At 64.6% G+C, this 13,936-nt stretch carries 13 protein-coding genes; 7 read left to right on the top strand and 6 right to left on the bottom strand.

All coding sequences use genetic code 11. The annotated features are described in order from the left end of the window. The first annotated feature begins 16 nt into the window (after nt 1-16). Entirely contained in the window at nt 17-343 is a 327-nt protein-coding gene (locus tag AC3CB8_RS24540; protein WP_023774036.1) for a DUF1330 domain-containing protein, read from the top strand. Nucleotides 344-470: 127 nt separating this feature from the next. After that, nucleotides 471-1,001 (top strand): hypothetical protein, encoded by a 531-nt coding sequence (locus AC3CB8_RS24535; RefSeq protein ID WP_051407678.1) that lies wholly within the window; start codon nt 471-473, stop codon nt 999-1,001. A 61-nt stretch (nt 1,002-1,062) separates the two neighbouring features. Here the strand turns inward: AC3CB8_RS24535 and AC3CB8_RS24530 are convergent, their stop codons facing one another. Further along, on the bottom strand, nt 1,063-1,512 hold the full coding sequence (locus AC3CB8_RS24530; protein ID WP_023774038.1) for an ester cyclase: 450 nt from the start codon (nt 1,510-1,512) through the stop codon (nt 1,063-1,065). 228 nt (nt 1,513-1,740) lie between these two features. Between AC3CB8_RS24530 and AC3CB8_RS24525 the strand changes: the two genes are divergently transcribed. Beyond that, entirely contained in the window at nt 1,741-3,846 is a 2,106-nt protein-coding gene (locus tag AC3CB8_RS24525; RefSeq protein WP_023795768.1) for an EAL domain-containing protein, read from the top strand. A 95-nt stretch (nt 3,847-3,941) separates the two neighbouring features. On the opposite strand, the gene AC3CB8_RS24520 is transcribed toward AC3CB8_RS24525, so the two are convergent. Then, nucleotides 3,942-4,136, bottom strand: a complete 195-nt coding sequence (locus AC3CB8_RS24520; RefSeq protein WP_023774040.1) for a hypothetical protein — start codon at nt 4,134-4,136, stop codon at nt 3,942-3,944. Between the two features lie 276 nt (nt 4,137-4,412). On the opposite strand from AC3CB8_RS24520, the gene AC3CB8_RS24515 reads away from it, so the two are divergent. Both AC3CB8_RS24515 and AC3CB8_RS24510 read left to right on the top strand, forming a co-directional pair. Further along, the gene (locus AC3CB8_RS24515) at nt 4,413-5,132 is read left to right on the top strand and encodes a 3-keto-5-aminohexanoate cleavage protein (protein WP_352547481.1); all 720 of its coding nucleotides are present in this window, start codon (nt 4,413-4,415) and stop codon (nt 5,130-5,132) included. A 142-nt stretch (nt 5,133-5,274) separates the two neighbouring features. Continuing rightward, nucleotides 5,275-5,838: a cytochrome b gene (locus AC3CB8_RS24510; RefSeq protein ID WP_352547479.1), complete on the top strand. Its 564-nt coding sequence runs from the start codon at nt 5,275-5,277 to the stop codon at nt 5,836-5,838. 6 nt (nt 5,839-5,844) lie between these two features. Here the strand turns inward: AC3CB8_RS24510 and AC3CB8_RS24505 are convergent, their stop codons facing one another. The 3 genes from AC3CB8_RS24505 to AC3CB8_RS24495 all read right to left on the bottom strand — a co-directional run bounded on the left by AC3CB8_RS24505 (nt 5,845) and on the right by AC3CB8_RS24495 (nt 9,840). Further along, entirely contained in the window at nt 5,845-6,945 is a 1,101-nt protein-coding gene (locus AC3CB8_RS24505) for a serine hydrolase domain-containing protein (protein ID WP_352563639.1), read from the bottom strand. Nucleotides 6,946-7,032: 87 nt separating this feature from the next. Then, complete coding sequence (locus AC3CB8_RS24500; RefSeq protein WP_352563640.1) at nt 7,033-8,661, bottom strand: ABC transporter substrate-binding protein; 1,629 nt, start codon at nt 8,659-8,661, stop codon at nt 7,033-7,035. A 45-nt stretch (nt 8,662-8,706) separates the two neighbouring features. Further along, on the bottom strand, nt 8,707-9,840 hold the full coding sequence (locus AC3CB8_RS24495; protein ID WP_352595300.1) for an NAD(P)/FAD-dependent oxidoreductase: 1,134 nt from the start codon (nt 9,838-9,840) through the stop codon (nt 8,707-8,709). 132 nt (nt 9,841-9,972) lie between these two features. On the opposite strand from AC3CB8_RS24495, the gene AC3CB8_RS24490 reads away from it, so the two are divergent. Together AC3CB8_RS24490 and AC3CB8_RS24485 are read left to right on the top strand one after the other, a co-directional pair. Then, the gene (locus AC3CB8_RS24490; RefSeq protein WP_023774045.1) at nt 9,973-10,590 is read left to right on the top strand and encodes a helix-turn-helix domain-containing protein; all 618 of its coding nucleotides are present in this window, start codon (nt 9,973-9,975) and stop codon (nt 10,588-10,590) included. Between the two features lie 122 nt (nt 10,591-10,712). Next, nucleotides 10,713-11,417 (top strand): SDR family oxidoreductase, encoded by a 705-nt coding sequence (locus AC3CB8_RS24485; RefSeq protein ID WP_023774046.1) that lies wholly within the window; start codon nt 10,713-10,715, stop codon nt 11,415-11,417. A 14-nt stretch (nt 11,418-11,431) separates the two neighbouring features. Here AC3CB8_RS24485 and AC3CB8_RS24480 read toward each other — a convergent pair whose 3' ends face one another. Then, entirely contained in the window at nt 11,432-13,834 is a 2,403-nt protein-coding gene (locus AC3CB8_RS24480) for a putative bifunctional diguanylate cyclase/phosphodiesterase (RefSeq protein WP_245273941.1), read from the bottom strand. Between the last annotated feature and the right edge of the window lie 102 nt (nt 13,835-13,936).

Here is a 13,936-nt window from a genome sequence, read left to right as displayed (position 1 = left end):
CAACCAGGAGACGACAATGACTGCTTACGTTATCGCCGATATCAAGATGAAGGACCCGAAATGGGTGCCGGCCTATGCCGCCTCGGTGCACGACCTCGTCCACAAGCATGGCGGCAAATATCTGTCGCGCAGCGGCAATGTGAAGACGCTCGAAGGCAAGCCGCTCGACACCACGCTGATCGCCCTGATGGCGTTCCCGTCGGAAGCGGCGGCGCGCGCCTTCACCGACGATCCGGCCTACGCGCCTTTCGTTTCGGCCCGCCAGGGCGGCAGCGACAGCCGTTTCCAGCTGATCGACGACACCGATCTGGCAGGAACGATCCCGTATCTGCCGAAGGGATGATCTCTCCCGGCATTCCTTGCACCGTATCCGGGGTCACCAGGCAACAACAGTCACAGCGCTTGCCTGCCGGGCCTCCGTATTTTCGGCGGCCGGCCCGCAGTGCTTTTTCAAGAAGAATGGAACAAACATGATACGCGATTTTCGCAACGGGCTTTTCGTGGCAGGGGCCATTCTGGCCGTCTGCACCACCTTTGCCCAGGCGCATCAGGAGGCGGCCGAAACCGCGTCCGGTGCCAATCCGCTGGCCGAAAAGGTGCGGGCCGCCAACAGCCGGTTTCTCGACGTCAACGCCGCGACGGCGGAAGGCTATGCGCCCATTCCCTGCGCCAGCGGTATCACCGGCGGCGCCATGGGCATCCACTATGTCAATGGCGGGTACCTGAAGGACGACAAGATCGACATCGCCCGTCCCGAAGCGGTGATGTACGAGCCGATGGCCGACGGCACGCTGAAGCTGGTGGCGGTCGAATACATCACCTCGAAGGGGCCGGCGTCGCTCGAGGGACAGCTGTTCAACTTCAACAGCGCGCCCAATCGCTATGGCCTGGGTGAGTTCTACGAACTGCATGTCTGGGCCTGGAAAGGCAACCCGACCGGCACGTTCGCCGACATGAACCCGAAAGTGTCGTGCGAACACGCGATGGCGCCGAGCCAGTAAGCGGCATAGCCAGGCGGCGCCAATGCCGCCTGGCCGAAGTCTCGATTCTGGGTGAAGTTTCTCAGGCGGTCTTGATCAGCCCGAGCTGGGTGAGGGCGGCGACGCCGTCGTCGAGGCCGATTTCCTCGACGATCCTGCCGTCGATCACCTTGAGCACCGTGGTGCCGGTGAAGCGCATCGTGCGGCCCGTCGCGGCGGGCAGCGAACCGATGAGAAAATCGCCGAAGGCCGGGCCGGTATGCGTGCCGCCCCCTTCCCACTGGCCGACGACGTAGTCGCCCTCGGCGATGAGATCGGCGGTGGCCCAGAAGTTGAGATCCGGGAAGGCTGCACGAAAATCGGTCATGAATGCCTTGATGTCGGCGCGCCCGCGGCGCGGCTCGTGCAGCGAGTATTTGAGCAGCATATCGGGGGCGGCGACGGCATCGACGACGGAGAGGTCGCAGGTTTCACCCCAGAAGTCGGTGAACCATCTGATTACGACGGCCTTGTTGTCTTCCTGCTTGGTCATTGGGAGGTCCTTTTTGTCCTGCTTCGCGATCACCGGACTGGCTGGTGAACACGGCCATTCCTATGATCAATCGAGGCGCGCCAAACTCCGGTTCTTGCCCGCCAATCAAAAGGCTGATGCCAAGATCGTCGCCGGGAGGGTGGACATTCCGCCCTTCCACGGCCCGGTAACGGTTTCTTCTCTGGTTTTGCCGCAGATTGCCCAGGGGCGGGGGTGGCGGAACGGACGATGGCGGGTCAGGGTAAGAAAAGTCGCAGCGGAGCGTTTTGGGCCAAGGCCCTGGAGCGGGCCCATCTTGGCGTCTGGGACTGGGATCTCAGCACCGGCGACTGCTTCTATTCGGCGACCTGGGCGCGAATGCTGGGTTACGAGGAGGGCGAACTCGCCAATACCAGTGACCTGTGGCTGCAGCTTACCCATCCCGACGATCGGGAACGGGCGCAGGCCAGTGGCGACCGCCACATTGCCGGGCTGACCGACGCCATCGAGACCGAACTCAGGCTCAAGCACAAGCAGGGCCATTGGGTTTGGGTGCTCGACCGAGGCGGCATCGTCGAGAGCGACGCCGACGGGAAGCCGCTCAGGCTGATGGGCGTGCAGACCGACATCTCCAAGCAGAAGGCGGCCGAAGCCGCGCTCGAACAGGTCAATATCCGCTTTCGCCTGGCGCTCGCCGCCAGCGGCACCGGTATCTGGCACTACGACATCGCTACCAACAAGAGCTATTGGGACGCGCGCACAAGAGAGATATTCGGCCTCGTCGCAGTGACCGACGAGGTGACGGCCGATCTCTGGCACAGCTACCTGCATCCCGACGACAAGGACGCCGCCGAACGCGCCCACAGGGTGCCGTTGGAAAGCGACGGCGTCATCGCCGCGCAGTACCGCATTATCAAGCGCGACGGCCAGATCCGCCATGTCGATTCGCTGCTGCGCTTCATCGCCGCCGCCGGTGCCGCGGGCCAGGTCCTGGGCACCGTGCGCGACATCACCGAGGACAAGTTGCGCGAACAGGAGCTTGCCTTCGCCGCCCGACACGACGCACTGACCGGCCTTTGGAACCGCGCCGCCTTCGACCGGCTGCTCGCCCACCACATCACGACTGGCGTGCCGCTGGCGGTGTTCTATGTCGACCTCGACTACTTCAAGGCCCTCAACGATTTCGCCGGCCATGCCGCGGGCGATCTGGCGCTGAAGAGCGTCGCGGCGGGTATCGGCCGCTGCCTGCCGCCATCGGCGCATGCGGCGCGGCTCGGCGGCGACGAGTTCGCCCTGATGGTGCCCGATTGCGACGCCGTGCAAGCAGAAGGTCTGGCCGCCGCCATCCTGGCGGCCGTGCGCGACGCCGATCTTGGCCTTGCCGCGACGTCGCGCCGGCTGGCGGCCAGCATCGGCATCACCATCGTCCGCGACCGTGCCACCACGGTTGCCGACGCGCTGGCCTGCGCCGACGATGCCTGCTACGCGGCCAAGGCCGCCGGGCGCGATCGCTTCGCGCTGTTTTCGACCGATGCCGTCTCCGGTTCGGTCGGCCTCAACGCGGCTCGGCTCGCAGCCGACACGGTCGACGCCATGGATGACGGCAGGCTGAAATTGTTCGGCCAGCAGATCCACCTGCTGGGCAGGCCCTGGGAAGAGAGCCGCCATGTCGAGGTGCTGGCGCGGCTTGCCGGACAGGGTGGCCGGCTGATCCCGCCTGGCGAGTTCATTCCGGCGGCGGAGCGCTTCGGCGTTGCCGCGCGGCTCGACCGCTGGATCATCCGCACCGCGCTGTCTCGGCATGGCGCGGCGATGAAGTCCGGCGCGATCACGCTCGGCTTCAACCTGTCGGCGCAGACGCTGAGCGACCCGGGACTATGGGATTTTGTCGACCGGGTCATCGAGGAAACCGGGACGCCGCATTTCGGTATCGGCTTCGAGATCACCGAAACCGCCGCCGTCACCAATTTCGATGCGGCCGAGGCGTTCGTGCGCAAGGCGCGCGAGCGGCGCTGCCGGGTCAGCCTCGACGATTTCGGCGCCGGCATGAGTTCGTTCGAATATCTCAGGCGCTTTCCGGTCGACGCGATCAAGATCGATGGCTCCTTCATCGAACACGTCACCGAAAGCCGCTTCGATCGCGAGATCGTGCTGGCCATCACCAGCATTGCCCGCAGCCTCGGTTGCACCGTGGTGGGCGAAAAGATCGAGCGGCAGGACACGGTGGCCATGCTGGGCGATATGGGCGTCGAGTTCGGTCAGGGTTTTCTGCTGCACCGGCCCGAACCGCTGGAGCGGGTCGTGGCGCAAGCGGCTCGAATGGCCGGCGCCGCATCGAGACGCAGGGCGTCCTGACGGATCAGATGCACGTCGCTCCAAAAACGGCCTGGAGCGCCAAGCGTGAAGACGTAGACTTGATGCGCAGGCTGAACCAATTCCACGCGTGCTGTTCAGCCGAGTCGGCGCGCCGACGCTCGCGGAAATTCCAGCACTCCGGGTTCCGGCTTCCTGTGTTGTGCTTCCGCCACCATCTCGATCAACAGGTCGAGGGCCTCGCATGTGGCGCGGCTCGTCTCGTCATTGCCGCGCAGATAGTGGTAGGCGCGTTCGAGATGGAGACGGGCGGCTGAAAAATCGCTGGTCAATGGTCCCTCCATGATCCCGCCCTGATGGATATTGGCCGGCCTGGCGCAAAGTGGCGTAAATATCCCCAGGCGCCTTTTATTCAAATGCCGGCGAATGCCGTGAGAGGCGCCCTGGCGGCGGCGCCGCCGTGTCAGGGCGCCATGGCTTTGCACGGTTTGGCGGCGCGGCTAGAGTCATAAGACAAGCAATCCCAGGAAAGTGTGTAACCGGTTTCCGTCCGGAATTGCGTAAAAGGCACAGAGCTGGAGTGCGCTCTTTAGTCCGAGGTGAAATCGATGATCGTTCAAGCCTGCATCAACGGCGCGCGTCCGCGCGATTTCCATCCCACGCTGCCGCTGACGGCACAGGCAATGGCCGGCGATGCCGCTTCCTGCGTCGCCGCGGGTGCCGCCGAACTGCACATCCATCCGCGCGGCGCCGACGGGCGCGAAAGCCTGGCGGCGGTGGATGCGACGGTCCTTGCCGTGCGCCAAGCCTGCCCGGGCACATTGATCGGCGTCTCGACCGGCGACTGGATCGAGAACGATGTGGCGCGCACCCGCGCGGCAATCGCCGCCTGGCGGGAACTGCCCGATTATGCCTCGGTCAATCTTTCGGAAGCCGACGCGCCCGCCGTGATGGAGCTGTTGCGCAAGCAGGGCGTCGGCATCGAGGCGGGGCTGGCCACGACGGAAGATGCCGAGCGCTTCGTGGCGCTCGCCGATCACGGCCGCGTACTGCGCATCCTGATCGAGATCGACATACCGGACCTGCCTGGAGCCCTCGACGAGGCGCATGACATCGCCGCCGTGCTCGACCGCGCAGGCGTGCGGCGGCAGATCCTGCTGCACGGCGTCGACGGCACGGTCTGGCCGTTCGTGCACCTTGCGCGGCAAAAGCGCTGGTCGACACGAGTCGGGCTGGAGGACGGCAAGACGCTCGCCGATGGAACGGTGGCTAGGGACAATGCCGAGATGGTGGCTGGCGCCGCCACAATCTTCCGCTCCACGAGTTAAGCTGAACCTTGTCGGACCTTGTCGGGCTGCGCCGCCAGCGAACTCGGCGATGCCATTCGCGCAGCAAGGCGATTGAGGAACAGCTGAAATAAGGCCACATTCACGAGCGAGGGGAGATGTCCAACCGTTTCGGAGCTCTCGCATGTCGCTGTCCGGCACGACAACCCGCTATGGGCGCCTCGCCCAGGCATTTCATTGGCTGACGGCACTGCTGGTGCTCATTGCCTTCCTGGTCTCGGCGGGCGGTCCGCCGGAGCGGGTCTATTCGGCGGCCAGGGCGTCGACGCTGCTGCTGCACGAGTCGCTCGGCTTCACCGTTTTCTGCTTGCTGGTCGTTCGCCTGATCTGGCGCCGGTTCGATCGTGTTCCCGATGCCCCGGCCATGCCGTCCTGGATGGGGGTCGCCTCGAAGGCAACGCATTGGGCGCTCTATGCGCTGCTGTTCGCGGTTCCGGCGACAGCCATGGTCGGCGCCTTGTTCGGCGGCCACCCGGTTACTGTCTATGGATTGGGAGCGATCGGTCCATTTTCGGGCAGCTGGGGCGCGCCGCTGGCGGAGATTCACGGCACGCTCGGCGACGTCATGATGTGGCTCGCCGGCCTGCACGCGGCCGCCGCCATCTTCCACCATTTCTTCCTTCGCGACCGGGTGCTGAGCCAGATGCTGCCGGGCCTGCCCGATCCGTCGTCGCGCCGGGGCGGCTGAACGTGGTCAGTCGAGAATGATACGGATCGCCTGATCGACGACCCCGTGCAGGCCACTGGCCTGGAAGGAGAGGCGATTGCCGGAGCCGACATTACTGGTCATGGCGATGGTGAGGTCCGTCTCGGGGTCGTGCAGCATGACGGCGACGTAGCCCGGAATGCTGCCCTGGTGGCCGTAGAAGGCGCGGCCGGCATAGGCGCTCCGGAACATGCCCGCGCCCGTCTCCCGCATGCGTGTGCCTGGAAAACTCGCCGGTACGCGGTGTTCGAACATCTCGGCGAAGAAGGAGGGCGACAGCAGCTTGCCGGAGAACAGGCCACGCATGAAGCCGACCATGTCTGACGGGGTCGACACCATGTCGCCGCAGCCATAGGCGGCGGCGAACGGGAAGGAGTCGGACGAATCCTGCAGCTCATCGCGGTAGGGCAGCACGCCGTCCATGCGCCACATCTCGCCGCCCGAGGCTATATCGGTGGGCGCGTTCGGCGCCGGCGGTGGCCGATGGTAATAGCCGCGCACCATCGATTTTTCCGGAAAGGTTTCGGTCGCCGGCGACCAGGTATTTTTCAGGCCGAGCGGCTGCAGTATCGCGGTCCTGACATAACCGCCCAGAGAGTCTTTCGCGACCGCCTCGATCAGAAGGCCGGCCAGCACATAGCCGGTGTTGTTGTAAACGGCAGGTCCGCCCGGCGCCTTCTGCTTGTCGGAGGCGAACGCGATGTCGACCAGCTGTTGCGGCGTCCATTGCCAGCTCGGGTCCATCGGGATGTAATATTCGAATTCCGGCAGGCCGCTGCGATGGTTGATCAGCTGGCGTACCGATATGGTTTTGGCGCCAGGCAGGTCCGGGAACCAGGAGGCGATCGGCGCGCCGAGGTCGAGCTCGCCGGTCTCGGCGAGCTTGACGAGGGCCGCGGCGACGAAGGTCTTGGTGCAGCTGCCGATCTTGAACAGATGGTCCGACGTGACGGGCGTGCCCTGCGCGCGATCGGCGAGGCCCGCGGTGAGGGCGGTCGGTGTGGTGTCACCCCTGGCATAGGCGAGCGACGCACCCACCGCGCCATCGCCGAGGTAGGCATCGAGGAGAGCGTTCAGGTCTTTTGGCACGGTGGTCTCGCTTTTTGTGGATCGCGGGATCTTCGCAAATCGGCTGGCGTTTTGCCTTTGATGAGGGGGCACCCGGCGTGACAAGCCTCACTCCGACATGTCGACGGCGGCGAAATTCTGCCGGCCGAAGGGGTCGAGCACGTAGTTTAGGACGCTCTTGCGGATCGGGATCGCCACCATCGAATGGGCGATCGGCGCCACCGGCACCTCGGCCTTCAGGATGGCCTGCGCCTTTCCATAGATCGCGGCGCGCTCTTTCGGGTCGGCGGCAACGCGGCCCTCATCGAGCAGCTTCTCGAAACCCTTGTCGCACCAGCGCGAGCGGTTGGAGCCGCCCTTCACGCCGTCGCAGGAGAGCAGATAGCTCAGCATGTTGTCGGGATCGCCATTGTCGCTGCTGCCGCCGAGCAGGAAGGCGTCCTGTTCGCCCGCAGCGGTGCGCTTGAGGTATTCGCCCCATTCGAAGCTGACGATCTCCGTCTGCACGCCGACCTTCGCCCAGTCGGCCTGGATCATCTCGGCCATGCGCTTGGCGTTGGGGTTGTAGGGGCGCGACACCGGCATCGCCCACAGGCTGATCTTGAGGCCGCTTTCGTGGCCCGATTCCTTGAGCAGTTTCTTGGCGCCATCGGGATCGTAGTCGATGCCGGCATCGGTGACGGCGCCGAGCTGCGCCGGCGGCACGACGCTGCCGGCCACCGTGCCGGCGCCGGCGTAGACCGCATCGACGATCGCCTTGCGGTCGATGGCCTTGGCCAGTGCCGTGCGCACGCGCACGTCGCCCAGCGGCTGGTGCTCGACATTGAAGCCGAGGATGCCGATGTTCTGGCCCTTGAGGTCGAGAACCGTGATGTCGGGATCGCTGCGCAGGTCGGCGACAGCACTTGGCGGCGGCGGGGCGGCGAGCTGGCATTCATTGGCCTTGATGCGCTCGACGCGGGTCGTCGGCTCGGGCGTGACGGCGAAGACCAGCGTGTCGATCTTCGGCGCGCCGCGCCAGTAATCCTTGTTGGCGGCGTAGCGGACCTGGCTGTCGGGCACATAGGCCTCAAGCACGAACGGGCCGGTGCCGACCGGCATGCTGTCGATCAATTCCGGCGTGCCGGCCGCGACCATCTTTTCGGTCTGTTCCAGCGACAGGATGGAGAGATAGTCGAGTGCCAGCCCGGCCAGGAAGGTGACGTTGGGAGCCGTCAGGGTGAAGCGCACGGTGTAATCGTCGACCTTGTCTATTTTCCCGATCAGCGTGCCCATGCCCAACGCGTTGAAGTACTCGTAAGAGCCGCCGCCAAGCTTGTGATAGGGATTGTTGGCGTCGCGCTGGCGGTTGAAGGTGTAGAGCACGTCGTCGGCATCGAAGTCGCGCGTGGGCGAAAAATGCTCGTTCGACTGAAACTTCACGTCGTGCCTGAGATGGAAAGTGTAGGTCTTGCCATCCGACGAGACGTCCCAGCTTTCGGCCAGCGCCGGTCCGACCTCGGTCGTGCCCGGCTTGAACTCGACCAGCCGGTTGAAGATCGTCTTTGCGGCGGCGTCCATGGTGGAATCGGCGATGCCGATCGCCGGGTTGAAGGTCTCGGGATTGGCTTCCGAGCAATAGACCAGCGTCTTGGCGTAGGCCTGCCCGCCGAGAAGGACGGATGAGGCCAGAAGGGACGTGGCCAGAAGGGACGTGGCCAGAAGGGACGTGACAAGCACCGCGCGCATAGATTTCATCGCAAACGCTCCTGATGACGCATTTCGGGGTTGAGGGAAGGAACTTCATGGCGTCGCCGCCGAGGTAAGGAAGCGATCAGGCGCCAGCGCCCCAGCGGTGATGCCGAGCGCGATTACATCTTCGGGCAGCGGCTCGCCCCGCATCAGCGCGGCGCTCAGCCTGGCCAGCGTCAGCGACACCTGAAAACCGTAGCCGCCCTGGCCGCCGAGCCAGAAGAAGCCGGGCAGGCGCGGGTCGAAGCCGGCGACCGGCGTGCGGTCGGGCGCGAAGGTGCGCAGGCCCGCCCATGGCGTCGACGGGCGGCCGATGCGCATCGACGTTGCCTGTTCGATGCGGTCGACGGCGATGGCGACGTCCATATCTTCGGGATACGCATCGCAAGGCTCGGAGTCTGTCTCGTCGGCGAGCGAACCGATCAATCTGCCGGCATCGGGCTTGAAGTAGAACTGCTCGTGCAGGTCGACCACCAGCGGCCAGCCCGCGATGTCCAACCCGGCGGGCGGATCGAACAGGAAGGCGGTGCGCCGTTTCGGCTGGAAGCCGAGGCCCGCGAGCCCCGCCATGCCGGCGACAACATCCACCCAGGCGCCGGCGGCGTTGACGACGATGTCAGCCGAGTAGACGCCGGCGCTTGTTTCAACCCGAAAAGCGCTGCCGTCGCGTGAGATGGCGCGGACCTCCTCGCCGGTGCGGATGGTACCGCCGCTGGCTTTGAGCTTGGACGCGCAGGTCGCCAGCATCTTGTCCGTGTCGACATCCACCGCGTCCGGCTCATAGACGCCGCCGCAGGTGGCTTGCTGGGCAACGACCGGAACCAGCGCGTGGAGCTCGGCCGCCGAGAGGCGGCGCACCGATGGCACCAGCGCCTGCAAATCACGAGCCAGCTTGTCGATGGCGGCATCGTCACCGGTCCATCCGACATGCAGCGCGCCACGCCGGTGGGCGACGAAACCGCCCTCGACGATCGCCTGCCGGCTGGCCAGCGTCAGCCCGCGCACGAGGCGGTTGCCGTAAGTCTCGGTGAACAGAGCGGCGGAGCGTCCGCTGGCGTGATAGCCGAGATGCGGTTCGCGCTCGATGACGGTGACTTCGGCCCAGGCCGCCACCTCGGCGGCAAGCGAGAGGCCGGCAATGCCTCCGCCGATCACGATGATCTTTCTGAGGGAGCTCGACTGCATTCATCAGTCGTAAAAATAATTTCGTATCCAGTCAATATTTAGCGTATAAGAAAATTGTTGATGTTGTTGATGGCAGGGGGGAGTTCGACTACCTAGGGTGGAGCGGCGCGATCCCGCGCCTTGGAGCTGGCGATGTCGGAGCAACCGAACCTCGGTGACTGTCTGCGCTCTTTGAGAAAGACGCATGGCTGGACGTTGCAGGAGGTCAGCGCGCTCACTGGCGTGGCGGTGTCGACGCTGTCCAAGGTCGAGAACGACCAGATGTCGCTGAGCTACGACAAGCTCTTGCAGATCTGCGAGGGGCTCGGCATCCATGTGACGGAACTGCTCAGCGGCGACCGCAAGCAGCCGGCGACGCGCACCCGCCGCTCGGTGACCTCGCAGTCCAACACGCTGCGCCAGCTGACCCGAAACTACGACTACCGGTATCTCGCCACCGACTTGGTGCGCAAGCGCATGGTGCCGATCCACGCCTATGCGCGCGCCCGCACGCCGCAAGAGTTCGGCCCGCTGACCAGGCATGCCGGCGAGGAATTCCTGATCGTGCTCAAGGGCGAGATCGAACTGCACACCGACCAGTACGCGCCGGTGCGGCTGAAAGCGGGCGAGAGCGTCTACATCGATTCCACCATGGGCCACGCCTATCTGTCGGTGGGCGAGGGCGACGCCGAGATGCTGTGCGTCTGTTCCGGCGACGAACCGGACATGGAAGGCACGCTGCTGAGTGAGTTGGAGACGGTGGAAGGATAGGGCGCAGCTCAACGCGCAAGTTTTCTGCAGCCCAATTCAGGCTTTCTCGTTCGAACTGCGCGGCGTAACCGGCTATAGGACCGCTGAAACCGTAGCTCCCGCCAATCTGAAGAGGAAATCCGATGAGTGTAGAAAAGACAGCTGTCATCGTGGCCGGCGGCAGCGGCATGGGGGCGGCGGCGGCCAAGCGGCTGGCGGCGGATGGCTTCAAGGTCGCGATCCTATCCTCGTCCGGCAAGGGCGAGGCGCTGGCCAAGGAGCTGGGCGGCATCGGCGTCACCGGCTCCAACCAATCTAACGAGGATCTGCGGCGGCTCGCGGACCTGACTCTGGAGCGCTATGGCCGCATCGACGTGCTGGTCAACAGCGGCGGCCACGGGCCGCGCGCGCCGATCCTGGAGATCACCGACGAGCAGTGGCACACCGGCATGGACGTCTACCTGATGAACGTCATCCGGCCGGTGCGCATCGTGGCCCCGCAGATGGTCAAGCAGAAGGCCGGCGCCATCATCAACATCTCGACGGCCTGGGTGGCAGAACCGAACGCGATGTTCCCGACATCGGCCGTGTTCCGCGCCGGCCTTGCCGCCTACACCAAGATTTTCGCCAACACCTACGCGGCCGACAATGTGCGCATGAACAATGTGCTGCCCGGCTGGATCGACAGCCTGCCGGCGACCGAAGAGCGCCGCGACTCCGTGCCGATGCAGCGGTATGGGACGTCGGAAGAGATCGCCGCGACGATTGCGTTTTTGGCGTCGGAAGGGGCCGGCTACATCACCGGCCAGAATATACGCGTCGATGGGGGGATTATCCGGGCGATTTGAGGCGGGCCGCAGCGCTACGCGGTCAAGACTTCCGGCTGTTCGAAAAGCGCATGGAGTTCGGAAACCGGCATCGGGCGGCCAAAGAACCAGCCCTGGACGTCCGTGCAGCCATTCTCCCTGACCAGGCGATACTGGGCCTCGGTCTCGACGCCTTCGGCGGTCGTCGTCATGCCGAGCGTGGTGCCAAGGTCGGCGACGGCCTTGACGATCGCCCGGCTTTCGCTGCTCTCGCACATCAGGCTGACGAAGCTGCGGTCGATCTTGATGCGGTTGAACGGGAACGACCTGAGATAGCTCAGCGAGGAATAGCCGGTGCCGAAATCGTCCATGGCGATGCTGATGCCAAGGTCGCGCAGGCTGTGTAGCGTTCTGACCGTGTTTTCATTGTTCGCCAGCAGCACCGACTCGGTGATCTCCAGCTCGAGCCGTGACGGCAGCAGGCCCGAAGCCGCGAGCGCCGAGGCAATCTGGAGCGACAAACCCGGTTGCTTGAACTGGGCCGGCGAGAGATTAACCGCGATCTTGACGGGCAGCGGCCATTTCGCGGCATCGCTGCAGGCCCGCTGCATGATCCACTCGCCAAGCGCGTCGATGGCGCCGGTCTCCTCGGCCATCTGGATGAACTCCGATGGCGGCAGCAGGCCGAGGCGTGGATGGTTCCATCGCACCAATGCTTCGAAGCCGGTGAGTGTCGAGGTCTTTGCGTCGTGCAGTGGTTGATAGTACAGGACGAATTCGTCGTTGGTCACGCCGAGGGCAAGTTCGGATTCCAGCTGGCGCCGCTCCTGCAGTTTTGCATCCATTCCCGGCTCGAACGACCGGGCGGTGCCACGACCCTCCATTTTGGCTTTGTACAAGGCAAGGTCGGCATTGCGGATCAGCGCTTCCGAGCTTTGCCCGTCGTCGGGGAAGACGGCGATGCCAATACTGCTGCCGATGTTGACCTTGTGGCCCTGGATCGAGAATTCGTCGGACAAGGCATGAATGACACGGCTTGCCAGCACGCCGGCCTCGTCGTTGCCGTCGAGCAGGAGCTGGAGGATGACGAACTCGTCGCCGCCCACTCTTGCTACCATGGCGGTTTCGCCGGCCTGCTGTTTCAGGCGCTTCGCCACTGCCCCGAGAAGCTCGTCGCCGACCGGATGCCCCAACGTGTCGTTGACCGGCTTGAACCGGTCGAGGTCGATGCAGTGGACGGCCAGCTTCTCATCCTCCCTGAGGCTTCTAAGCGCCTCGTCCATCGTGTCGGCCAGCAGGCCCCGGTTGGGCAGGCCGGTGAGAATGTCGTGCGTGGCGAGGTGCTGGATCTGAGCGGTGCGCTCCTCGACCCGTCGCTCCAAAGTCTCGGCGGCATTGACCTGCATCGTCATGGCCCGCCCGATCGCATACCAGCAGGCCAGCGCCAGCAGGGTGCCCACCGCGACCGCGACATAACCGGCCAACTCGAATTGCCGCACGGACCGGGTGTCCGTATCGCTGTCGAACCTGCTGTTGGGAAAACCGGCCCAGAGGCGCCAGGCGCTTCTAGGATCGTTGAGTGAGAGCGGGAGGACTTCGGAGTAGATCAGATTGGGGTCCGCCGCCGTGAAGGCTCGGGAATCCGCCGCCAGGGCCGTCGCCATCTTGTGCTGGTCGGATTCGAAACCGTAGCCTGAATTGACGATGACATAGTCGCTGCTCGGCAACAGTTTGCGCAGCGCCGAGGTGAGCATGATCGCCGAGACGGAGCCGCGCAGGCTGCCGTCCCCGCCGTAGACCGGGACCGACAGGATAAAGCCGGAGCGATCGGCGTCATTGCCGGTATGGATGAAATCGGTGTTATCGCAAGTGATGAGCTCCTTCGTGCCGATGATCGGCACATCCAGCCCGTCAATGGCGCTCGAATTCGGATAGTTCGCCTTCAGCCAGGCAAGCTGCTTTGCCAGTTCGTGGTATTCATAGGTCTCGACTTCTTCCGGCGGGCGGGTCAGCGCACTGGCGTCCAGTTTTACCCGCTTTGCGCCGCCAGCGGCATCGGACCTCGCCTTTGCATTCACGATCAGCTGGTCGAACTGGAGGATCGGTTCCTCGAGCTTTCCGGTCACGGCATCGAAGCCGTCGGGGTCGAAATCCAGCGGCAGAAAGTAGACCTCGGAAATGGAGACGTTGTTGGCGAGGTTGTTGTAGATCTGCTGGATTGTCGCGCGACCCTCGTCGCCAAGGTTTGTGCCATGCCGATCGAGGTTTCTCACGCTTGGCAGGTAGCTCAGAGTCCGCACATTTTCGTAGACGGCCCGCAGGGCGTCTTCGACGGTCTTGGCCGTTGCCCGGGCCGCGGCCTGGGAGTTTTCGACATACCGTTGTCTTGCCAGCGCGAAGTTCCGCTGGGCGTCGATGTGCAGCGCAGCCAGCATCGCCGCGCCGGTCACAAGGATCATGATAAATCCGACTGCTCGCCTGAATGCGTTCATCAGCGTTCCGCCATCGATTGGCAAAGGGATACGACAGAGCGGTTTAGGAAGCGCTAATGGGACATGTCA

This window comes from Mesorhizobium sp. P160927, assembly GCF_057766385.1.
The sequence above is the reverse complement of the archived record's forward strand: the minus strand, read 5'-3'. Positions and strand labels throughout refer to the sequence as shown.

Bases quoted from the DNA above. Each gene is read 5' to 3' on its own strand.
- AC3CB8_RS24540 (WP_023774036.1), top strand. From the start codon at position 17: ATGACTGCTTACGTTATCGCCGATATCAAGATGAAGGACCCGAAATGG.
- AC3CB8_RS24535 (WP_051407678.1), top strand. From the start codon at position 471: ATGATACGCGATTTTCGCAACGGGCTTTTCGTGGCAGGGGCCATTCTG.
- AC3CB8_RS24530 (WP_023774038.1), bottom strand. From the start codon at position 1,512: ATGACCAAGCAGGAAGACAACAAGGCCGTCGTAATCAGATGGTTCACC.
- AC3CB8_RS24525 (WP_023795768.1), top strand. From the start codon at position 1,741: ATGGCGGGTCAGGGTAAGAAAAGTCGCAGCGGAGCGTTTTGGGCCAAG.
- AC3CB8_RS24515 (WP_352547481.1), top strand. From the start codon at position 4,413: ATGATCGTTCAAGCCTGCATCAACGGCGCGCGTCCGCGCGATTTCCAT.
- AC3CB8_RS24510 (WP_352547479.1), top strand. From the start codon at position 5,275: ATGTCGCTGTCCGGCACGACAACCCGCTATGGGCGCCTCGCCCAGGCA.
- AC3CB8_RS24500 (WP_352563640.1), bottom strand. From the start codon at position 8,661: ATGAAATCTATGCGCGCGGTGCTTGTCACGTCCCTTCTGGCCACGTCC.
- AC3CB8_RS24495 (WP_352595300.1), bottom strand. From the start codon at position 9,840: ATGCAGTCGAGCTCCCTCAGAAAGATCATCGTGATCGGCGGAGGCATT.
- AC3CB8_RS24490 (WP_023774045.1), top strand. From the start codon at position 9,973: ATGTCGGAGCAACCGAACCTCGGTGACTGTCTGCGCTCTTTGAGAAAG.
- AC3CB8_RS24485 (WP_023774046.1), top strand. From the start codon at position 10,713: ATGAGTGTAGAAAAGACAGCTGTCATCGTGGCCGGCGGCAGCGGCATG.
- AC3CB8_RS24480 (WP_245273941.1), bottom strand. From the start codon at position 13,834: ATGATCCTTGTGACCGGCGCGGCGATGCTGGCTGCGCTGCACATCGAC.